The sequence below is a fragment of the Arthrobacter sp. D3-18 genome (assembly GCF_054408525.1).
The window spans coordinates 2,278,673-2,299,986 of sequence record NZ_CP096440.1; the positions used below are offsets into that span (position 1 = coordinate 2,278,673).

The following is a 21,314-nucleotide window of genomic DNA, read 5'->3' on the forward strand; positions in this document are numbered from 1 at the left end:
GCGTGGATCCGGGACGGCAGTTACGTTCGAGGACCACGCCCATCCCAGGCCTGCTGCTGTTTGAGCTGCCTGTTCACGGAGATGACAGGGGGTGGTTCAAAGAGAACTGGCACAGGACCAAGATGCTGGATGCCGGGCTGCCCGACTTCGGGCCGGTGCAGAACAACATTTCCTTCAACGCAGCGCGCGGTACGGTTCGGGGCATTCATGCCGAGCCCTGGGACAAGTTCGTTTCCTTGGCCTCCGGTCGGATCTTCGGTGCGTGGGTTGACCTCCGCGAGGGCCCGACATTCGGGACACTGTTTACTGCAGAGCTGACTCCTCAGGATGCCGTTTTCGTCCCCCGTGGCGTGGGCAACGCCTTCCAAACGCTGGATGACGACACGGCGTACACGTACCTGGTCAACGATCACTGGAGCGCTGAGGCACAGAAGGAGTACACGTTCCTCAACCTTGCCGATGAGCAAGTAGCCGTGCGTTGGCCGATCCCCTTGGAGAAGTCCATTGTGTCTGCACAGGACAGGAAGCATCCGCGGCTGGGTGACGTCGTTCCCATGCAGGGGCGGCGGACGCTGGTCCTTGGAGCGGACGGCCAGCTGGGTACAGCACTCCGGCATGCTTTCGCGGGCGACCCGACGGTGGAGTTCGCCGGCCGGGCGCAGTTCGACATCGCCGTTGAGGACTCCTATGAGGCACTCAGCTGGCGCGATTACTCCACAATAATCAACGCAGCCGCCTTCACCGCAGTAGATGCCGCCGAAACCCCAGAAGGCCGTGCAGCTGCCTGGAGCATCAACTCAGCTGCCGTTTCCCGCTTGGCGCGTACCGCCGTCGAGCATTCCCTGACGCTGGTCCATGTATCCAGCGACTACGTCTTCGACGGCACAACAGAGGTGCATCACGAAGATGAGATTCCCACTCCCCTGGGTGTCTATGGCCAAAGCAAAGCCGCGGGTGACCTTGCTGTGGGCACCGTACCGAAGCACTACATCGTGAGGACAAGTTGGGTAGTGGGCGACGGGAAGAACTTTGTTCGAACCATGGCTTCGTTGGCCGTCAAGGGGGCCTCGCCATCAGTGGTGGATGACCAGCGGGGCCGGTTGAGCTTCTCGTCCGATGTCGCGGCGGGCATTCGTCATCTGCTCCGCAGCAAAGCGCCCTACGGGACGTACAACCTCAGCAACAGCGGTGAAGCTAAGTCCTGGTATGAGGTGGCCCGCGACATCTACCGCTTACAGGGCGCCGATCCGATTCTTGTGAAACCCATCAGCACCGCGGACTATGCAAAGCCCAACACTGCGCCGAGGCCGCCAAGCAGTGTCCTGGACCTATCCAGGATTCGCGCCACCGGTTTTGATCCGCCTGATGCCAAAGAGCGCCTGGCTGAGTACCTCCGACATGTGCATCCTCAGATGCCGTCCTAAGCCCGCCGCAATGGCCCAACGGTTTGGCAGGTTACGAATTCCTGATGCTGGTGCCATCCTTTAGGTACTCGTTATTGGGTTGCGGAAGAAGATGAAGCTATGAGGGTTCGTTACTTCACTACTGTGGCTGCGACGCTTGGTGCGCTGGTATTGGCAAGCACAATACCAGGCACCGTGCGAGTGACGGCGATGCCTTCTCCGCCGAGTACGGTAATCTCGTCCGGGCAAGCCGCGTCAACCCTCTCTGAGCTTCCCAGGATTCCATGGGACGGCGGGCCGGCATACTGGAAGCAATTTGCCAAAGCAGCCGCAGCCGGATGGGATGACCCTTCCTTCTTCCCCATTGCAGTTTGGTATGGTTCCCCTGGTAGCGACGCACAACTGAAGTACGACAAGTCTCTGGGCATCAACACGTATGTGCAAGGCAACCCAGACGCATCCAGCGCTGCAATCGCTGCTCACGGCATGTTCACCCTCTTCGCTCCGGATGATGCACCGGCCGACTGGGACCGACAAGTGGGCACCGTGCTGGACGACGAAGTGGACGGTAGGTATGACCCTTTCGCAGGGCTCGCTCGCATGAGGCAACTGGCAGCCCAGCACGATCCGGCCAGGACAGGTAGGTTTACCTACGCAAACTGGACCGCAGGCATCATCACCTACGACACGTCCATGCAGTACTCCACAGACTATTACAACACCGTGAATGTGAACTCGGTTGATCAATACTTCTATGCTGTCCCCCAGTGTGACTGGGGGGAAGGAGCGCTAAGGTGGCGGACTCCGAAGGGGCAGAACCCGATCAATCCTTCAAACTGCCGCACTGCTTCAAGCTACGGGAAGATCATGTCCCTTCAGCAAGAGGTCAATGCAGCCCGTGGTGTGCCAGCCCCATTGTGGGCACTTCCGACCGTTATCAGCACCGGTGGTTCGAAGGGCGGGTATCAGCAACTGAGTCCGGAACAGGTTCAGGCGCAGGTGTGGGCATCCATAATTCACGAGGCGCGCGGCATCGTGTGGTTCAGCCAGTCTCCGGACCAGCAAAACGTCAACGATTGCATCAGCGGGGATGCTTTCCAGGACGCGAGGATTCACAGTGCCGACTGCCTAAAAGAACAAGTGGCCGCCGTTGGTGTCGTTAACAATGCGATCAGATCTTACGCGCCGGTCCTCAATACCCAGTCTTACGCCTGGGACTTCGGTACCGGCACGGACACCATGTTGAAGGTCAAGGACGGTAGTGCATATATATTCGCAATGACCGATGACGGTGGTGAGGGCACAAGAGTGTTTACGCTTCCCGCCGGATTGTCCGGATCCACGGTTGAGGTGGTGCACGAAAACCGGTCAATACCCGTCCAACACGGACAGTTTACTGATGCATTCCCGAACGAATACACCCATCATGTTTACCGCATAGCACTTTAGGAGAAGCCCGGGCGGAACCTGCCGGGTGGATGGATCAGAGACTCTGGCGGAGACCGAAAAATGGGCCTACAGTAGCCCTACGGCAGCCTCTGGCAGGAGGCCGGGAGACAACTCAAGAAAACATGTCGATGTGGCGGAGCTATTCCGCCACCCACGATCCTGGCAGTGCAGCGGCTACGGATCGTGGGCCACATGGTTATGCCTTGAGCTTGACCCGATCCTGGAGCCGAGAATGCTGCTATCCAAGACCACGCCCGCCCGAAACGCACTTAATCGCGTACTCCCCCAAACGTCCGCTATACGCGCCCTCGCTGGCGGCGGTCTTCTTTTTCACCGCCCTTCCAGCACGCCTGAGCAGAGTGAGGCTGTCCCCGACGCGTCACTTGTAAGTCTGGGCGGCGTGCCGGTGAAACTCATTGAGTTCGACGCCGCGGTCCAACAAATCCTGGACAGGGCAGTCGCGGCTGGTGCACCGCCTTTGGGTGTCTGCTCCGCAAACCTCGACCATATTCGCCATTTCGGGTCGGGAGGCCGCTGGACGAACACCCTGGACCGCGCGGCGACGGTTGAATGGCTCACCCTCATTGATGGAGCGCCGTTGGCGACAGAGGCCCGGCGCCTAACGGGCAGGACGTGGCCGAGGCTGGCTGGCAGCGACCTCGTGGGACCGTTGCTGGACGAAGCAGGGCTGCGGGGACTTAGTGTTGGGTTCGTAGGCGGGTCAGCAGAAGCCCACAACCTGATTCGCGAGGGGTTCTCTGTGGACCGCCCGAACCTTGCGGTGGCTGGTTGGTGGGCTCCACCGCGGACCACTCTTAACGACGCTGCGGCGTCCCGTCAGCTTGCCATCGCGATTTCCGAGGCAGCTCCGGACATTCTGATCGTGGGGTTGGGCAAGCCCCGCCAGGAACTGTGGATTTCGGAGTACGGCCATTTGACCGGCGCCAAAGTACTGCTGGCCTTCGGTGCTGTGGTGGATTTTCTGGCCGGGCACGTCCGGCGGGCTCCGTCCTGGGTCAGTTCCAACAGCCTGGAGTGGGCCTGGAGGCTGGCATTGGAACCGCGTAGGCTGTCCCGTCGATACCTCGTGGATGGGCCCGAAGCATATTTTCGGTTGCGCAGGGACAGCAGTTTGTCGGTCCCCCCTTGGACGCCGTCCAACCGCCTTGCCCACGTCGTCCCGGAGTGTGGGCCCAGCCGCGCTCCGGGTACCTTTGTGTCTGCAAATGTCACTGCTGATGTCGCCGTCATAATTGTCACTTACAACAACTCAGACGACATAGGACCGTTGATCTTGGGACTGCGGAAAGAAGCAGTGAACCAGTCCATCAAAGTGGTGGTAGCCGATAACTCCGCAAACGACCTCACTCGCACGGAACTCGCGCGCTATCCCGATGTCACGGTAGTTGCAACCGGGGGAAACCTGGGCTACGCCGGCGGTATCAACACAGCACTCGCGCGGGCTGGAGAGGCTGGCGCATATCTCATTCTGAACCCGGACCTCCGTGTCGAAACCGGTGCGATCAGGGCAATGCGCAAGCGCATGAACGAATCCGGGGCTGGAATGGTGGTGCCGATGTTGTTGGACGATGACGGCAGCGTATACCCCTCCTTGCGTCGCGAGCCGGGTATTCTGCGAGCGCTGGGTGACGCGGCCTTGGGCAGTCATCTTAAAGCCCGTCCTGGTTGGTTGTCTGAGATGGACTTTGATGAAGAGAGCTACCGTCACGGACACCAGGTGGATTGGGCTACAGGTGCTGCGCTCTTGATAAGCGGCGAGGCGGGGAAGGTGGTGGGCACCTGGGACGAAAGGTTCTTCCTCTACTCGGAAGAGACGGACTATTGCCATCGTCTAAGGGCGTCAGGGTATTCCATCTGGTTTGAGCCGGCGGCCAGAATGTGGCATACGCGTGGTGGTTCCGGGACGTCGCCGCAATTGACAGCGCTCATGTCTGTGAACAGGGTCCGCTATGCGGAGAAGTATTTCAAGCGCAGCCGGGTGCTGGCATTTCGCTGTGCTGTACTCGCTGCGGAGGTCGCTCGCTTGAATAAGCCTGGTCACCGCGTCGCTGTATGGGCTTTGGCCAGCCAGCGACGGAGAGATCTCCTCCCCCACGCAGTGCGGAGTGCGGATGGAGGCCATTAAATGCCCACCGCTTTTCCCTCGGGGGCTGTCATAATCCCTGCGCACAATGAGGCAGCAGTGATCGAACGGACACTTCGGTCCCTCAGTGAAGTCATTGGGTGGGGCACAGTTGATGTGGTGGTGGCCTGTAATGGGTGCACGGATGGTACGGATGCGATTGTGTCCCGGTGGGAGGGTGTTTCTGTACTTCATGTGCCGGAGGCGTCGAAGGCTGCTGCGCTGAATGCCGGCGACCAGTGCACTTGCTTATGGCCGCGTCTGTACTTGGATGCAGACATCGAGGTGAACACGGAGGCGCTCAGTGCGGTTTTCACCGCGTTGGAGGATGGCACACTCCTGGCAGCACGCCCGGCGTTCCGTTACGACACCCAGGGTGCTTCTGCGCCCGTACGCGCTTACTATCGGGCGCGTAGCCGGATCCCACGCAACGCTCAAGGCCTGTGGGGCGCTGGTTTTTACGCATTGAGCCGCGCCGGGCATGATCGCTTCGGTGTATTTCCTACCCTTACGGGCGACGATTACTTTGTGGACAGGCTGTTTGATGAGCGGGAGAAAGCTGTACTTCATACCGAGCCGGTAATTGTTCGAACGCCTCGGACCACGGCCGCGTTGTTGGCGGTCTTGCGGCGTACCTATCGTGGAAATTTTGAGCAGGACGTTGCGGCTGGCGGAACGTCCTTGTCACGGACGGTGCGGGAGTTGCTCGCTTCAGTGCGTGGGCCTTGGACGGCTTTTGACGCTTTTGTCTACGCCACGTTCGCTTTTGTGGGTCGCCGTCGTGCGTCGTTGTCCGCCAAGTCTTCCCCCTCTTGGGAGAGGGATGAGAGTCGCCGCTAGCAGATCAACGTGGCTTGGAACTTTCTCAGTCGTTCCCGGCCGGGGCGGCCTCTTCTTTCAATTGCTCTTTCAGCTGCGCGTCAGCGGTTTCACGATGCGAAATCCGCCACAGCGCCCCAGCAATTCCAAGCATAAGGAATAAGAGGCTGGCTGCCATTGGGAAGGCAAAAGCGTCAAAGAATCCAAACGCCAGGGCGGCCGCCGCGATGGAGGCCAGTACAGATTGACTGGTTTGACGCAGGTTATTGTCGTTTGCCAGCCTGCGGGCTCGCCAAGCGCAGAAAATTCCGGCGGACACCAGGAGCAGGAAGGCAACAAGGCCTGCTATGCCGAGCTCGACCAAGAGCCCAAGGTACTGGTTGTCAACGATGACGTACGCCGGGAGGAAGGTTCCGAAACCACGGCCCAGCACCAGTTGTTGGCCTGCCATTCCGAATGCAGTGGAGTATCCATTCGTTCGTGAACTGATGCTGGGGTCATCGGTGCCTACGGTAAACAGGCCAAAGAGTGTCCCGATCATGCCGGGGGTAACTACGTATATGACTGCGACTAGTAGCGCTGAAACAACCACAGCCCGTCGTCGGAGTTGTTTGGGCCACACCGGCAAAAGAATGAGGAAGGCCAACGCCATGCAGATCAACGCTGCTCTTGAGACGGACAACATGGCGGCCACTGCAATCAGGCCGACCGGGATCCACCATAGGAGCCGGCGCTTCGCGACATCGTTGAGGGCGAGTGTGATGGCGATTGGTAGGGAGGCGGACAGGACTACTCCGTACTCGAGGGGGTGCATCGACATGCCTGCTGCCCTTACAAATCCGCCGCGGGAGTCGATGTTCGCCAGCTCGGAACTGATGCTGAGGCCCGGTATTCTGATCCATTCGATCAGCGACGATCCAGTGGCAAACTGGAGCAAACCCAGGCCTGCGGTCAATCCGCCTACAAGGGCGATCCGGCGGAGTACCGACCTGACTCCTTCCCGGGTGGTGAGGCCATCTGCTGCGATCAGCAGAATTCCAGCCCAACCGGCCAACCTCAACAAGCCGGCGTCTGCAGGGCTGGCTTCGCTTTCGGGCAGTCCTCTTACCATTGCGTATGCATAGCTTGCGAGGGCGACTATGAGGAAGGCCGAAATGGCGATGCGTAAGGGGTGGAAGCGCTGGGTCGATGATGTGGTGCGCAGCAGTTGGTGAAGTATCCACCAGGCTAATCCCAGGAGCGCAAACAGCGTGTTTGGTCGGCCGATGGAACCCAGGGATGCGATGACCAGGTTCGATGGCAGGGCAAAGGTCAGCACCAAGTACACAGTGAGGAATATGGGGGCATCGGACTTCCGGGTCGCCCCTTGGACGCCTTCGCTGTGGAGCAAACCGTTAACCCTGTACATGGGACTTTTCCGCTGCTTGTTGACCACCCGTAGTTTGCCTATCCGCGGTCCTGCGTCGGCGAGGCCGTATATCGATGATCACAGCGGCCAGTGTTGAAAGGGTGGCTGATATGCCGACCCAGAAAACGGCGCCCTTGACGCGGTTGATTTGGGTTCCCCCGCCGAAAACGATTTCCGGGCTTGATGGAGACGTGAGCGCAGTTATGAGGTCCTGTTTGACCCCGGCCTCTGTTTGCAGGGCGTGTGAGGCGGCATTGATTTGGTCAATGACACCGTTGAGAACTTCCTTCACCTTTTGTGCGCTGGAGTCAACGACTTGTACGGAGAGGACCGGCCATCGGAAGCTCTTGGCCCACTGACCACCACTGTTCAGTAGATTCACCGAGTAACCATGCCGTACACCGGCGCCATAGAGGGTCCCACTTGAGAGCGTTAGGTCCACCGAAGGCGAGTTGTAGTTCACGCGTCGTTCCACCATGGCAGCGAAATCGACCAGCGAGGCGTAGTCGTCGCCGGGGATCCAGTACGCGGGCTTGCGGTCCGGGGCCACAAAGGTGACTTCAGCCTTTGTCCAGTACACAGGTTCAGATGACCGGACGGCGCCTAGGGACGCTAGACCAATGACGATTCCGATGGCCAGTATGTACCAGCGCCTGGCCATGATGCGTAAGAGGATGGCTGCGGTCATGATTACCCCGGCCTGGATGAGCTGGGTACGACGGTGACTGTTTCACCTGCGAGATAAGCCGGATCGTCAGCTTTGGGGCGACTGCGTGTCGGGCGAGCGAGGGTTGAGGGCTTGTGGACGTGGTGCGGGTTCAGGACGTGGACTGCAGGTTCACCGACTGTGCCGCTGGAAGAGGAACGTGACGCGGACTTTTGCCGACGGCGTGAAGCCGGGTTTGGCGGTTTTGGTCCCGCGTGATGAGTAGATCCTTGTGTATTCCTCCGGACTTTTCTCGTCAGAAGCAGGCCATCGAGGAGCACGGTGATGATGACGGTGAAGGCCGTCCCTCCGGCAGCGGTCACAAGGATGAGCTGAGTCCGCGCCTTGACCTCCGGAACAGCCTTGCTGTCCTCCAACAGTTTCATTGTGGAAATGCGGGATGCGTTAGGCACGTTGAGCACGTCTTGTAGTTCTGTTAGAGCCACCGGGGCCTGCGTCATGACCGTGTCCAAGACCTTGAGTGCTTGGTCGGCGTCGGATGACGTAGCCGTGATAAGGAGGATCGCGCCGCTCGTTCCACGGTCGGCTTCAGCTGTGAACGTGGCTGCCCCGCTCTGCTCGCGGATGTTCTCCTTGAACTCTTCGGAGGACATCTTGCGCGTGAGGATGTCCAGCGCTTCGCTCATGCCGCCCAGCCCCAAATATGGATTGCCTGCCTCGCCAACGCTTTGGGTTGAGGGCAGCAGAACCAAACTTGCCTGGGCTTTGTAGTTGTCGGGGGTGCTCCGTTGAAGGACGAAACAGGCACCCGCGGTCAGGGCAAGCCCAAGCACAACAATGAACCATCGGCGTCCCAGGCTTTTCAATATCTTCTGTACCTGCATGTCCGGCACTTACCTCTCATTCGATGACTTCGGGTTGGACGGCCATATGGCTCAGGGTCTGGACATGGTGCCTTTCCTACTTGCCAGGACCGTTTTGATCCGATCAATCCCTTGGCGTCCCAGCAGTGCAATGGTGGCTGCCTTCGCAGTGGTTCGAACCAGTTCCCGTAGAACCCTCAGGGGCGACTCGAAAACTCGGTCCGCAAATATCGTCTGCAAACCGGGGGTGGGAACATCCTCCAAAAGGCCTTGAAAGAGGCCCCGGTATGGCTCGGGGGATACACGGCGACCGCGAATCCGGTTGCTCACATTGTGGTCATGTACAACCTGCAGCCATGCTGGTGAGCCATGGAGCGTCCTGACGTTCATGGAGTGGCCCAGCATGTTGTGCCACGCAGCCCAACAGGTCACGGGTGTGGACCAGTGTGTGCTGACGGAGCAAAACGCGTTGTTGGGGTCGTGCCTGAGGAAAACGGAGCTATTTCCCTTCACAAGGCCGGAAGCAAGGTAGATGGCCGTGCTGCCCTCGCCACCGGCGGCCTTTTGTAGTCGTTCAACGAAATCGACGGCCAAACCGTCGTCGTTATCCAAATTGGTTGTGACGAGCAGTTGGCGATCACCTCGAACTGCTGCCCGAATGTCTTGGAGCAGTTCGGAAGGGCTTACGGCCGTCCTGAACAGGGGTATAAAGGTCCGGTCCCGGTTCAATTGCCGGATGCGATCCAGCAGCCATACCGGGCTCTCCGGATCGAAGTAGATGATCCAGTGAAAGTCTTGGTTGGTTTGGGCTTTCATTGAGGGAAGGCAGTAATGCTCGAACAGCACTATTCGTTCTCTCAGCCACCCGTCCTGGGCCCTTACAACACTCTCGAAACCTTGGGAGGGAAGATTAAAACGCGTCAGGAAGACGTGGTCAAGCGAATCCGGCGCGTTTGTCCGGTTGTTATCGATCATGCTGTCCTCCTCGAGCGGACTCAGCGACGGCGTCCTGGGGTAGGTTTTGTCCGCAGAGGTCCCGGATGTTTGCAGCCCGCGCTTCCCAGGAGTTTGCCTCCGCGACTCGCCGCATATCGTCGCGTTGCTGTTGATCCGGATGATTGTTCAAGGCTCCCTTGACCAAATCCACGAACTCTTCGCGGTCACCGGCAACGAATAAAGCGCTGCATTCCAGCAACCTGACGGACGGCAGGTCCGTTGCTACAACGGGCAGTCCCGCAGAAAGATACTCCAGCGTCTTCAACGGGAAGCTGGACCTGTTGAATTCAGTGTTGGCATAGGGAGTGATCCCGACCGACGCTCTCTCCAGGAGCCTGCCAACCTCGGTGGGCCCGACGTAGCCGCGCCAGTCCACATTTCCCCTCCTCAAAAAGGCATCAAGTCTTTTCCTGGTTACGGGGTTGGACTCAGTCCGTGGGCCAACCACCAGGATGTCGAGTTCGGAGTCGGCCAACGACTCAAGCACATCCAGGTCCAAGCGCTCATTGAGTTGTCCAACCAGGGCCGTGATGGGTCGTAGGCGACCATCGGCAGCGCACCTGGTGGGCGGACGACACCCGTTGGGAAGAACGCCCACGGGCCGCCCTGCGAAGCTGGACATTTTCTCAGCCAGTCCCGGCGAAACAGCAGTAACAACGTCTGCCGCCGCTAAGTTGCGTTCAAGTGAACGATGCAGATAGTGCGAAGGGAAACCAATTAAGTCAGCTGCGGCCAACCAATCATCTGTCAGATGCAGCAACCGTGTCCCGGCAACATTCCCGGGAAACGCCACAACGGGTGATGCGTTGATGACGGCTGCTGGTGGATGTCCGGGGAGTCGCATGGCTTTTTCCATGCAGTGTGTAGCGATCGCATGAGTAAGGGGACGGCCAAGACCGGTACTGAAAAGCGGGGGCGCTGGTAGCCGGAGACGCTTGAGGTGCGGGGTCAGGATCTCCGGAACGCCGCGGAGGCTTCTCAGCATGTACTTCCGTACATCCCCAAAACGGAAAACCGGGGCAGGCTGATCAACCCACAGGACAGGACCGGCAACCGCGAGCGACTCCACCAGAAGGCGGTCAGTGCCGGGCAGGCCATCCCACCGCCCGCCGGAGATGTACATGATGGTTTCCATCAGAGCCCCCTGGCAAGGTGTTGCACAGGCCTGGCAGGATGGCTGGCAACAGGGCGGGCATTGAAGTCCTCCCCTGGCAGCCGGCGCAGCACGCGCTGAGCACGTCGTTTCCCCACATAGCCGCAGTATCGGCCCATCGCTGCCATTTCCGACGCCAAGGTCGCAGCCAGACCGGCGCGGGCAGCGGCAAAGTCCTGGTAAAGGCGCACCTGACGTTGAGCCGCAGAGTCCAATGAGTACCTCTCCTCGACGACCTGCCGACCAAAGACCCCCAAATCGCGGCGAAGTTGCTCATCGTCCATGAGCGCTCGCAGGATGGCGAGCAACGCAGTTTGTCCCTCGCCGACTGTCCCCGGACCGGATCCGTACCATCCTTGCCATAGAAAGGTAGGCAGGGAGTCGGGCGTGAGAAGTTCCCAAAACCCGTGCTCACCTTGCACCACAAGGGGCTTGCCGAAGGAGAGCCCGCGCAGCGCTGAACCGCCCATCCCCAGGACCACATCCGCAGCAGCATATGCGGGCCGCGGGTCCTCAAGTTCACCTGTGAGCGTCACCGTCTCCCGCCCGGTGGCTGCGTTGATACGTGCTGCCCGGCTTGCGACTGCATGGGACGCCGGACCTGTTCCCGTAATGATCAGCCTCACCGGATGTTCAAGGGACAGCAGGCGCACGGTATCCATGGCGCTCATAAGGCCCTCAAGCTTCAATTCCTGCGCCAGGCGTGAAACACACACAACGGTCAGGGAACGGTCACTCAGGGCAAACTTGCGGTTAAACGCGTCCACGTCCACCATCGCGGAAGCCTGGTTGGCGTGCGTGTCCACCGGCGGCTCCATGACGTGCACCTCTCCCCTGCCCCGGGAAGACTCCCACTGCTGGATCTGCTCAGTACCCACCATGAGTGGCATGGACTTTGGAATGAACGGAGCCACAGCCATGGACATGACGGTGGCGACCGCCGTGGTGTCACGAACCACTTTGGAAGCAGCCAGGCACTCCAAAGCCGGCGGCCACTCATATCCGTGAAGAACGTCCACACCGCGCTCGCGGACAGTGCGTACCAGGGCGCTGATGACAGTTGGCGAAGGACGCTTCCCGGGAAGTGGTGCAGGAACGTACTCCAATCCCAGCTCAACGGCCGTTTGCACCAGTGGACCCGGTTGCCCAAAGAGCACGACATCGTGCCCCAGACGCCGAATGGCCGCGCCCAACTCGATTGCATTCAACTGGCTGCCACCCAGGCGGAGGTCGTGTGGGTAAACGAGGATTTTCATGACCAGGCTTCCTCAGGGGTACGGCCACGGCCCCAACGCCGGACGTCGGCAATGTCCCGCCTTCCGAACGCAAGCGTGAGGCCCATCGCCAGGACGCCCACACCGGTAGACAAGAGAACGGCCTCCACCGGTGATCGCACAGAATGGCTTAGTAGGGTGCAGGCAATCCCGGCAGCAACAGCCACCATGAAGGGCCGGAAAAGTCGGACTGCCAACGACCTCAGTGAAACGTTCGCCCGCTTCATGGCCCTGAGGTACAACGGTGAGGTCACCACAACAGCAACGGCCACCGGCGCTGCAGCCAGTCCCGACATGCCGCCATAAATCGCCCCGACAATCAGGGCGGGGACCAAAGCTGCGAGTGCCATCAGTTGGACCGTGAAAATCGAACCAGACAAACCAAGAATGACCAGGTAGTCGTAGAACAGCTCGTGGAGCACGCGCACGGCGGTCAGCGGAGCCAACCAAAAAAGGGCGAGGCCGGCCGGAGCCCACGCATCGCCATAAACCAGCATGACCAGTGGGACGGCGCATCCCATCATTACCGCGCAGACCGGCAAAAGAACCGCTGCCAGCGCCCCCGTCAGGGACAACAACGCCGACTGCATGTCCCCAGGCCTGTCCTGCAACCTGGCAAAGGTTGCAGGTGCCACGCTCCGAAGAGGCGGAGACAACAAACTGGAAGGCCAGCCAGCCATGTTGAAAGCCATGACATACAAGCCCAACGCGACCGGCCCCAGCATCTTCCCGGCAACGAGTTGATCAACGTAGCCAACTGCAAAGACCACCGTACTGGCACCAGCAAGTGGCAGCCCGAACGCCAGCAATTGCCTGGCAAGTTTCGGCGAGAATCCGAAGCGATAGGGCAAAGGCGAATAGATAAGGAACAGGACGCCGGCTACCAGGCTGGCCAAGACCCGCCCAATGGCAAGACTCATGGCACCCATCCCGGCGATCACCATGATCAGTGAAGCACCTGCCCCCAGCCACACATTGACTTGGTCAATGACCATGCGCTGGCCCTGACGGAAATTCCGTTGCAGCAGCGCTGCAGGGGTGGCTACCAAGCCGTTCAGCACGATGCAGACCGCCATCACCCGGACCACATCCGTGGCTGCTTCATTTCCCATGGCGGCCGTGAAGTAAGGGGCCGCTGCATAGGACACGCCGAACAGCAGGACGCTACATGCTGCCGAAATAGTGGTGACGGTTGCCGCTATGGCCTTTGGGTCACCCGGCCAGCGAACGATCGCGAGGCTGACTCCCAACTCGTTGAAGCTCAACACTGCAACCAAAGCTACAAACGCTACGGCGTAGGTTCCGAATTCTTCGGGTCCCAGCAGACGTGCAAGGGCGATGCCGATTCCGATCGTGCCCAGCTTCGTGATGAAAGCGTTGACCACGCTGATCACGAATGCCCCGGTGGGCGTTGGTGTCCGCCGGGGAGTGACCGGGTTCCGAAGTGTCACAGGACGCCCTCCAGCTCCGGGGTATTTCCCCGCCGGATCACCCTGGCCGGCACACCAGCCCACGTCTCGTCCTCGGGAACGTCGGCAAGGACAGCGGCGCCCATACCGATCATCGCTTTCGCACCGATTGTCAGGCGCTCGCGGACACTGGCATTCATGCCGATGTAGGCGGCCCGGCCAACGTGGACGTTGCCGCCGAGGGACACCCCTGAGGCCAGCGTGGCGTAATCGCCGATGACGTCATCATGAGTGAACGTGACCCCTGGCATTGCCACTACATGGTCGCCGATGGTCACCGAAGCTGTCATGCTCACGTGGGCGAGGAGGATACTCCCCCGGCCAATCATGCAGCCCTCTGGAACGCGAACGGAAGGATCGATCGCCGTAGCGTAGCGGTCTTCGGCTAGTCCCAGGGCGCGAAGCCGCATCACCACACTCTCGCGGCCGCTGCCGGATCCAATGCAGATCAGCAGTAGGGCATGGGGGTAGTTCATTGCTTCCCGAACAGGACCGAGGACATGCGCCCCGTCCACAACGCGACCTAGTTTGTCTTCATCGTCGTCGAGTATGCCAATGACATCGAAGGGCCCGCTACTGCGGACCATGGCAAGGACCTCCCGGGCGAGGCCGCTTGCCGCGATGAGGAGTAGCTCGCTCATGGCTGACCCGCGGCTCGTAATACGGAGTCGATGACGCGGACTTGGTCGCTCAGCGCCAGTTGGTGGAAGAGGGGCAGTATCAGCGTGTGATCCGTCAACCACTCCGTCGCGTCCAGCCCGGCAGAGCCTGTGTCCGCTCCTGCGTACGCAGGCTGCCGGTGTGCTGCCATGATCCCGCGGCGGGCAGAGATGCCATCCGCGGCCAACCGTGCCATGAGGGCGTCCCGGCCCAGTGGGAATGCCGGGCCGACCTCCAACCAACACGACTGGAAGTTGCTGATGCCATACACCGGATCGCTAACCAGGCGTAGGCCCTCCACACCGGCAAAGGCGTTGGCGTAGTTAGCGGCCAGTTCGCGCCTCCGCTGGACAGCGGCATTGAGGCGGCCAAGTTGGACGATTCCGACGGCGGCCTGAAGGTCGGTCATGCGGTAGTTGAACCCGACCTCGAGGTACTCCTCTGCTGGTGCGAGCAGGCTGGCGTGGCGTTCAGCGGCTGAAACGCTCATGGCATGTTCGCGGAGGCGTCGTGCCCTGTCGCCGTAGTCCTGACGCGGAGTGGTGATCATGCCGCCCTCACCCGTGGTGAGGATTTTGCGGGGGTGGAAGGACCATGCGGCCAACTCGGCGGTTGAGCCTACAGGCTGTCCACGGTATCTGGAGCCGATAGCACACGCGGCGTCTTCCACCACGATGATTCCGAGGGGATCACACAGTGCCCGGATAGGTTCCAGGTCAACCGGGACTCCGCCTTGGTCGACAGCGATGACCGCTGTAGTAGCGGGAGTCAGGGCAGCCTTGATGGTTTTTGCAGTAACGCAGCCTGTAAGGATGTCGACGTCGGCGAAAACCGGCCGCGCGCCCACGTACGTTGCGGCGTTGGCAGTAGCAATAAAGGAGAACGATGGCACCACCACGTCATCACCGGCTGTGACGCCGGCCACGGTGAGGGCCAAGTGGAGTGCAGAGGTGCAGCTCGACGTCGCGACCGCGAATCCAGCATGTTGCTCGGCTGCGAAGGCGTCCTCGAATTGCCGGACCTTGGGACCTTGGGCTACCCAACCAGAGGCAATGACCTCTGCGACAGCCTGGGCTTCTTCTTCACCGAGCCACGGCTTCATGACGTCAATGCGGCCCAAGCGGGTTTCGGAGATGGTCATCGCGCACCGACTGTCGGTGCGGGGCGATTTATAGTGCGGGCGGCAGCAATCTCCGCCCGGAGCGGACGCCACCATGAGACCAAGGAGCGCAATCCGTCTTCCAGGCCAACGGCTGCCTCGAAGCCCAGGTCTTCGCGTGCTGCCGTGACGTCGGCAAGGCGTCGGGCAACTCCGTTGACGGCACGGTCCGGGCCATGCTCCAGGTGAAGGGGTGAGGCCATGACCTTGAGCAGTGTTTGTGCCAGTTCCGCAAGGCTGGTCTCGGTACCGCTGGCCACGTTGTAGACGCCCTCGCGTACATTGCTCACGGCAGCAAGTACATTGGCCCTGGCGACGTCCGCGGTGTGGATGAAGTCCATGGTCTGCTGCCCGCTGCCGAAAATCAGAGGCGGCTGACCATCAACTATGCGCTCCATCCAACGAACCAGGACTTCGGTGTATAGTCCGTGCACGTCCATGCGGGGCCCGTAAACGTTGAAGTACCTCAGCAGGATGTAGTCCAGGCCTGACATTGCGCGGAAGCTCCTCGCCATTCCTTCGTTGAATGACTTCGCCGCGCCGTAAAAGGTGTCGTTATTGTGGTGGTGGTGGCTCTCTTTCGTGGGAAATTCCTCCGCCATCCCATAAACGGAGGCACTGGAGGCTGAAATGAGTCTTTCCACTTTGTGCGCCGCAGCTGCCTCGTAAACGTTGAAGGTCCCATCTACCAATACTTCGAGTGCCAGCCTTGGTTCTTCCGCGCACTGGGTGATGCGGATGGCGGCTTGGTGGAAAACCAGGTCCTTTCCCTGGGTGAGGTCGTGGACGAGGTCGCGATCACGGAGGTCGCCTTCGATCAGCCGTACCCTCTCAGTGGAGAGGGCTTCGTCGAGGTTTGCACGCCGGCCGCGGACGAGGTTGTCCAGCACGTCTACGTGCGCCGCACCGGCGTCGAGCAGTTGGTCAACCAGCGTCGAACCAATGGTGCCGGCGCCTCCGGTGACCAGGACACTGGCCCCTAGAAGCTTTTTCACCGTGCAACCTGGAGAGAGACTTCATTCCCGGCGACGATTGTTGATTGACCGTCAGTACTGAGGCTTTGCGTGACGGCTTCGAGAACGGACAAGACGCGGAGCCCGGATTCGCCGCTGGTCCGCGGCATGGTCCGGTTGCGGATGGAGGAGGCAAGTTCGCCGACCACCTGGCCCAGGGGTTCGCGTTCCTGCAGCGCCGGGGACCAGGTGTCGCCTAAGCGGTAGGAGATGGCGGAGGTCCGTTTGTCTGCGGCCGATCTGGGCTGATGCTCCAGACTGACCCCGCGGTCGTACACGCTGAGGCGCTGCTGGGGATTGAGGTCGTCCCACACCAGGGTCCTCTTTGACCCTCCGATGATCATTTGCCGGATCTTGGTGGGGCTGAGCCAATTCACGTGGATATGGACCATGGCATCGTTGGGCAGGCCGAAGGTGAGGTGTCCGACGCAGTCCCTGCCGGTTCCCAGGGGATCCGCGCCGTGCGCGGAAATTTCCGTGGGATGCAGGCCGCCGGGCAGGACGAAGTCCAAGATGGAAAGGTCATGGGGTGCCAGGTCCCAGAAAACGTTGACGTCCGGTTGGACGAGTCCAAGATTGATGCGGACGGAGTCCACATACAAAATATCGCCCAGGGCGCCGCTGGCTACCAGTTCCTGGATCTTAAGGACGGCTGGTGTGAAGCAGTAGGTGTGGTCTGCCATGAGGACCAATCCCCTTGCCTTCGCTTCTTCCACCATCTCCAGGCCCTTGGCACGGCTGTCAGCCAACGGTTTCTCCACCAGGACATGTTTGCCTGCGCGCAGGGCCGTCATGACCACTCCGTGGTGGGTATGGGCCGGCGTAGCTACTGCCACGGCGTCCAGGTTGTACGTGTCAAGCAGCTCGTCCAAGGATTCGACGACGGCCACACCGCCAACAGTCTCCGCGAGCCTTAGGCCTCGTTCTACGTCGAGATCGCAGATGGCAACAAGATCCCAGTCAGGGCTGGCTTTGAGGTTCCGGGCAAGATTGGGGCCCCAATACCCTGCCCCGACCACCGCGATGCGGAGTCTGGGCTGTAGGCCGTGGCCGTTTAGTTGTCCTGATGGAATGGTTCGTATGCTCATTTCCCACTCTGCTTCTGTGTTGACAGCGCGATTCGCTTGGTTTTCCTGCAGTTGTTGCTAGTAGGCTCCGGACGGTTGAATCATTGCCCTGAACGTCCGCCACATGATCATCAGATCTCCGGCTATGGACCAGTTCTCCACGTAGTAGAGGTCCAGCCTTACGGCCTCGTCCCAGGGCAGGTCCGACCGTCCGTTGATTTGCCACAGGCCGGTGATGCCGGGCTTGATGAGCAGCCGACGATGCGTGTGGCGTTCGTATCCACTGACTTCCCGTGCCAAGGGCGGCCGGGGCCCCACCAGGCTCATGTTGCCCACCAGGACATTCCAGAACTGGGGTAATTCATCGAGCGAGTACTTACGCATCCAGCGCCCGCACCTGGTAACACGGGGGTCGCCGCGGATCTTGAAGAGGACGCCCGCGCCCTCATCCTGGGTGCTAAGTTCCTCCAAGCGGGTTTCGGCGTCCACCACCATGGAACGGAACTTCAGCATGTGAAAGGTAGTGCCCCTCCTGCCAACCCGTTCCTGCCGAAAAAGGACAGGGCCGGGGCTGTCATGGTGAACGATGGCAGCGAGGAGCAGCAGGATCGGTGACAGGACCAGCAACGCCGCCGCCGAGACCGTAATGTCCATCAAACGCTTGAGCGTGTGCTTGCCCCCTGAGTAGTGCGGAATGTCCACGTGCATCAGGGGAAGTCCCTCTACGGGCCGCCAGTGGATTCGCGGCCCGGCCACGTTGGTCAGGGCCGCCGCGAGGACAAGTTCCGCGGAATTTTCCTCCAGCCGCCACCCGAGCTCCTGGATGAACTGGTTTCCGCCCGGCACCGGGCCGGCCACAATGACCGCGTTGGCGCCTGTTTGCCGGACCGTGTGCGCGATCCCATAGATTGAAGAAAGTACAGGGACGCGGAGGTGGTCCACTTTCAGGACCGCACCCCGCCGGGCCCCTGGAAGGCATGCTCCGAGGATGTCGTACGCGGTGCCGGACTTTCGGTTGATCTGCTTGATGACGTACCGGACATCTTGGGGTTCACCTACAACGATCGCGCGGGAGAGGCAGCGGCCACGGGACTTTTCGTGGCTCAACCACCGGCGGAAGCTCCACCTGCTGCCGGTGAGCGCCACCAGGCCAAGCGGAAGGGAGACGAGTACGAACGAGCTGACGGCATCAAGCCGGAAAACCACGGCAACGATGCCCAGGAAGCCAAAGACACGAAAACTTGCCGACAGAACGCGCTTGTACTCCTCGGGACCCACACCCAGGACTTTGGGATCGCGGGTGCGGTAGACCTCCAATGAACCCAACCAAACGAGTCCAAGAATCAGTCCCATCATCAGATTGCGTGTGTAGGCAGGACTGTCCGCAGCCAGGGTCAGGCCTTCGGTGTTGAGAACGAAGCCAGCGAACACAGCGGCTGCAACGAGGGCCGTGTCCGTCATGCGAAGACTGTTGGTCAGTGAATGCGCCCAGTCGGTCCTGCCCCGGCGGGGAAAGGTGATCCGAGGGGTCCTGCGGGTGACTGGCGGCACGAAGTCCAGGGTGACCTCGGAGCTCGGTGCCGCCAGTCCCGCCTTCTCAGTCCGTTGTGCAGCAACGGACTTGTCAATCCAGGGAGACACCGGCGGATTGACGTCGGCGATGGCAGTTTTTGCGGGAAAGACTGAACCCGCCTGGGCATGGTCCGCACCCGTGGGTGTCGCTACCTTGCCCGTACGCAAGACTGGAACTTTCACCATGTCAGCCTTCTTTGCAGACCTGCCATTGCCTACTTATCAGTGAAGCGGCGGCGGTCAGGAGGCGCACCAGTAGTCGGTACTCAAGTTTGCGCAGGTTTACCCATCACACCTACGTGCGAGTACCTAGCCGGCGACGGCGGCACTACGTGCTTTCGCGTCGCGCAGGAGGGCAAGAACCGCGGAAATCCGCGCTGGAACCAGCACAAAAGGTGCCGGAAGGGGACACAAAAAACCGGCCACCCCAGGGTGGCCGGTTCATCAGGTCAGTTAGTCCTCTACGATTTCCATGTCTTCGTCCAGGACTTCCTCGTCTTCTTCATCTTCATCATCAAAGACTTGGAGCGGAGTAACCTCGGAGTACGCCTCGTAGAGTGCATCTTCATAAACTTCAAACGCATCGGCGACGGCGAAGAAAGCCGCTTCGACGTTGGGGTCACCTTCGCCCCTACGCGCTGAGGCGGCAGCCAGATGTTCTTCCAGGGCGGCGGTCAGTGATTGAAGCGCGACACGCGGATCGATGCTCATGACTTCACGTTAGCCGGAAAAGGACGAAAATGGAGAGGGATGAGAGAACAATTTCCGGGCAGCTCCGTTGAGCGCCAACGAGACTATGCACGTCAGTACGAATACCTCGTACTGACGGTGGGGCCTGACGATTCACTGCCTGAAGCCCGACGCCGACTCGCCGAGCATTCCGAATACGGCAAGTGGGAACTCGAGCGCAGCGTGCTCTACCTCGGAGGCGGGCGCCGCTTCTGGTTGCGCCGCAAAGTATATTCCGTGCAGCGAACCGTCTGAACACAGCGGCACCACGCTTTCAGGTGTTACCGCTAGTCCTCCAACGGCCCCAACCATGCATTCGCCACGGTGTTATGAGCGGATTCATCGTTGGAAGGATGGAAGATGCCTGCCAGGACATCCCTGTAGAGCCGCTCCATCTCAGACCCACGAAAGTAGCTGGATCCGCCCGTGACACGGATCGCCAAGTCAACTACATGGCGTGCGTTCTCCGTAGCCCGGGATTTCAGTCCCACAAGTTTGGGGAACCACTGGGCTCCGTGGTCCACCAGGTTATCCACGTCGCGGGCCAGAGAAGAGATTTGAGGTGAGATTCCGTCCATGGCCAAGGCAGCGTCAGCCACTTTCCAGCGGATATCAGGGTCCTGGGCGTAGCTCCGACCACCGTGTTTGGCTGAAACCCGACGCTTGACGTTCGCCACCCCAAGGGTGAATGCGCGCTCGGCAACGCCCGTGTAGACAGCGGCGAGCAACGTCTCGAAGCACGCGAAGATCGCGAAGATCAACAGGTCCTTGTTGGGCCCCACCGGGAGTTTGCGGAAGATCCGTTCTGCCGGAATCACGGCTCCGTGCAGGAGGGTGGTGTTGGACGCGCTGGCGCGCATACCCAGGGTGTCCCAGTCGCTCAGGGTTTCGTGGCCCGGCTCATCGCGGCGGAGAAAGCCGAAGACGAGTTCACCCTCACCGTCCCTGGCCTCGGCGTCCTTGCCGAAGGTTCCCAGCCGTGTCCAGCCGCGGGAGAGGCTGGTGAAGATCTTCCGGCCAGTGAACCTGTAGCTCCCGTCAGGCAGCGGCTCGGCAACCGTGCCGGAATCGAACAACATGGAATCATTGCCGGCCTCTGATATGCCGAAAGCAAAGACCTCACCCTGCCCCGCCTCTTTCACCACGAAATCCAGGGAACTGTCCCCTCGGGCGCTCAAGACATGCGCGACGCCGGTCCAGACCAAGTGCATATTCACCGCCAGCGCAGTGGCCGGGGCGGCCGTGGCGAGACGTTGCTGCAACGCAGCCACCGATTCGAGCCCGAGCCCGAAACCGCCGTCGGCCTCCGGCACGAACAGTTTCAGGTAACCGGCGGCTGCCAGTTCTTCCAAGTCCTCGTGGAAGAACTGGTTGTTCTGGTCGTAGCCTGCAGCACGGCCACGCAGCCGTTCAAGGAGTTGGTCGGGAAGGATTTCTTCGGGAGTCATGGCGGTCCTTCTGGTGCTTGCT

Annotated in this window: 19 protein-coding genes; 5 read left to right on the forward strand and 14 right to left on the reverse strand. The window is 60.5% G+C overall.

Features of this window, described 5'->3' with window-relative positions; all coding sequences use genetic code 11:
* Positions 1 to 2 precede the first annotated feature (2 nt).
* From M1D89_RS12740 to M1D89_RS12755, 4 genes are all read left to right on the forward strand, one after another.
* Complete coding sequence (locus M1D89_RS12740) at positions 3 to 1,424, forward strand: sugar nucleotide-binding protein (RefSeq protein WP_498650854.1); 1,422 nt, start codon at positions 3 to 5, stop codon at positions 1,422 to 1,424.
* A gap of 99 nt (positions 1,425 to 1,523) precedes the next feature.
* Positions 1,524 to 2,852 (forward strand): hypothetical protein, encoded by a 1,329-nt coding sequence (locus M1D89_RS12745; protein WP_498650855.1) that lies wholly within the window; start codon positions 1,524 to 1,526, stop codon positions 2,850 to 2,852.
* A 400-nt stretch (positions 2,853 to 3,252) separates the two neighbouring features.
* A complete protein-coding gene (locus M1D89_RS12750) occupies positions 3,253 to 4,998 on the forward strand; it encodes a WecB/TagA/CpsF family glycosyltransferase (RefSeq protein ID WP_498650856.1) in 1,746 nt (581 codons plus the stop codon).
* Positions 4,999 to 5,835 (forward strand): glycosyltransferase, encoded by an 837-nt coding sequence (locus tag M1D89_RS12755; RefSeq protein WP_498650857.1) that lies wholly within the window; start codon positions 4,999 to 5,001, stop codon positions 5,833 to 5,835.
* Positions 5,836 to 5,860: 25 nt separating this feature from the next.
* On the opposite strand, the gene M1D89_RS12760 is transcribed toward M1D89_RS12755, so the two are convergent.
* From M1D89_RS12760 to M1D89_RS12820, 13 genes are all read right to left on the reverse strand, one after another.
* Positions 5,861 to 7,222, reverse strand: a complete 1,362-nt coding sequence (locus tag M1D89_RS12760; protein WP_498650858.1) for an O-antigen ligase family protein — start codon at positions 7,220 to 7,222, stop codon at positions 5,861 to 5,863.
* The gene (locus M1D89_RS12765; protein ID WP_498650859.1) at positions 7,209 to 7,910 is read right to left on the reverse strand and encodes a hypothetical protein; all 702 of its coding nucleotides are present in this window, start codon (positions 7,908 to 7,910) and stop codon (positions 7,209 to 7,211) included. The genes M1D89_RS12760 and M1D89_RS12765 overlap by 14 nt, the downstream gene beginning before the upstream one ends.
* A gap of 2 nt (positions 7,911 to 7,912) precedes the next feature.
* The gene (locus M1D89_RS12770) at positions 7,913 to 8,773 is read right to left on the reverse strand and encodes a YveK family protein (RefSeq protein WP_498650860.1); all 861 of its coding nucleotides are present in this window, start codon (positions 8,771 to 8,773) and stop codon (positions 7,913 to 7,915) included.
* A 51-nt stretch (positions 8,774 to 8,824) separates the two neighbouring features.
* The gene (locus M1D89_RS12775) at positions 8,825 to 9,727 is read right to left on the reverse strand and encodes a glycosyltransferase (RefSeq protein WP_498650861.1); all 903 of its coding nucleotides are present in this window, start codon (positions 9,725 to 9,727) and stop codon (positions 8,825 to 8,827) included.
* Entirely contained in the window at positions 9,717 to 10,883 is a 1,167-nt protein-coding gene (locus M1D89_RS12780; RefSeq protein WP_498650862.1) for a glycosyltransferase, read from the reverse strand. The genes M1D89_RS12775 and M1D89_RS12780 overlap by 11 nt, the downstream gene beginning before the upstream one ends.
* Positions 10,883 to 12,157: a glycosyltransferase family 4 protein gene (locus tag M1D89_RS12785; protein WP_498650863.1), complete on the reverse strand. Its 1,275-nt coding sequence runs from the start codon at positions 12,155 to 12,157 to the stop codon at positions 10,883 to 10,885. Before M1D89_RS12785 ends, M1D89_RS12780 begins: the two co-directional genes overlap by 1 nt.
* A complete protein-coding gene (locus M1D89_RS12790; RefSeq protein ID WP_498650864.1) occupies positions 12,154 to 13,626 on the reverse strand; it encodes an oligosaccharide flippase family protein in 1,473 nt (490 codons plus the stop codon). Before M1D89_RS12790 ends, M1D89_RS12785 begins: the two co-directional genes overlap by 4 nt.
* Positions 13,623 to 14,285, reverse strand: coding sequence for an acetyltransferase (locus tag M1D89_RS12795; RefSeq protein ID WP_017200929.1), 663 nt, complete (start codon positions 14,283 to 14,285; stop codon positions 13,623 to 13,625). Before M1D89_RS12795 ends, M1D89_RS12790 begins: the two co-directional genes overlap by 4 nt.
* Positions 14,282 to 15,445, reverse strand: a complete 1,164-nt coding sequence (locus M1D89_RS12800) for a DegT/DnrJ/EryC1/StrS family aminotransferase (protein WP_498650865.1) — start codon at positions 15,443 to 15,445, stop codon at positions 14,282 to 14,284. The genes M1D89_RS12795 and M1D89_RS12800 overlap by 4 nt, the downstream gene beginning before the upstream one ends.
* Positions 15,442 to 16,458, reverse strand: coding sequence for an NAD-dependent epimerase/dehydratase family protein (locus M1D89_RS12805; protein ID WP_498650866.1), 1,017 nt, complete (start codon positions 16,456 to 16,458; stop codon positions 15,442 to 15,444). Before M1D89_RS12805 ends, M1D89_RS12800 begins: the two co-directional genes overlap by 4 nt.
* Positions 16,455 to 17,564, reverse strand: a complete 1,110-nt coding sequence (locus tag M1D89_RS12810) for a Gfo/Idh/MocA family protein (RefSeq protein ID WP_498650867.1) — start codon at positions 17,562 to 17,564, stop codon at positions 16,455 to 16,457. Before M1D89_RS12810 ends, M1D89_RS12805 begins: the two co-directional genes overlap by 4 nt.
* Before the next feature lie 57 nt (positions 17,565 to 17,621).
* Complete coding sequence (locus tag M1D89_RS12815) at positions 17,622 to 19,301, reverse strand: sugar transferase (protein WP_498650868.1); 1,680 nt, start codon at positions 19,299 to 19,301, stop codon at positions 17,622 to 17,624.
* 267 nt (positions 19,302 to 19,568) lie between these two features.
* Positions 19,569 to 19,826: a hypothetical protein gene (locus M1D89_RS12820; RefSeq protein WP_017200924.1), complete on the reverse strand. Its 258-nt coding sequence runs from the start codon at positions 19,824 to 19,826 to the stop codon at positions 19,569 to 19,571.
* Between the two features lie 39 nt (positions 19,827 to 19,865).
* Here M1D89_RS12820 and M1D89_RS12825 point away from each other — a divergent pair, with 39 nt between their 5' ends.
* Positions 19,866 to 20,099: a DUF5703 family protein gene (locus M1D89_RS12825; protein WP_017200923.1), complete on the forward strand. Its 234-nt coding sequence runs from the start codon at positions 19,866 to 19,868 to the stop codon at positions 20,097 to 20,099.
* A 32-nt stretch (positions 20,100 to 20,131) separates the two neighbouring features.
* Here M1D89_RS12825 and M1D89_RS12830 read toward each other — a convergent pair whose 3' ends face one another.
* The gene (locus tag M1D89_RS12830) at positions 20,132 to 21,292 is read right to left on the reverse strand and encodes an acyl-CoA dehydrogenase family protein (protein ID WP_498650869.1); all 1,161 of its coding nucleotides are present in this window, start codon (positions 21,290 to 21,292) and stop codon (positions 20,132 to 20,134) included.
* Positions 21,293 to 21,314: the final 22 nt, after the last annotated feature.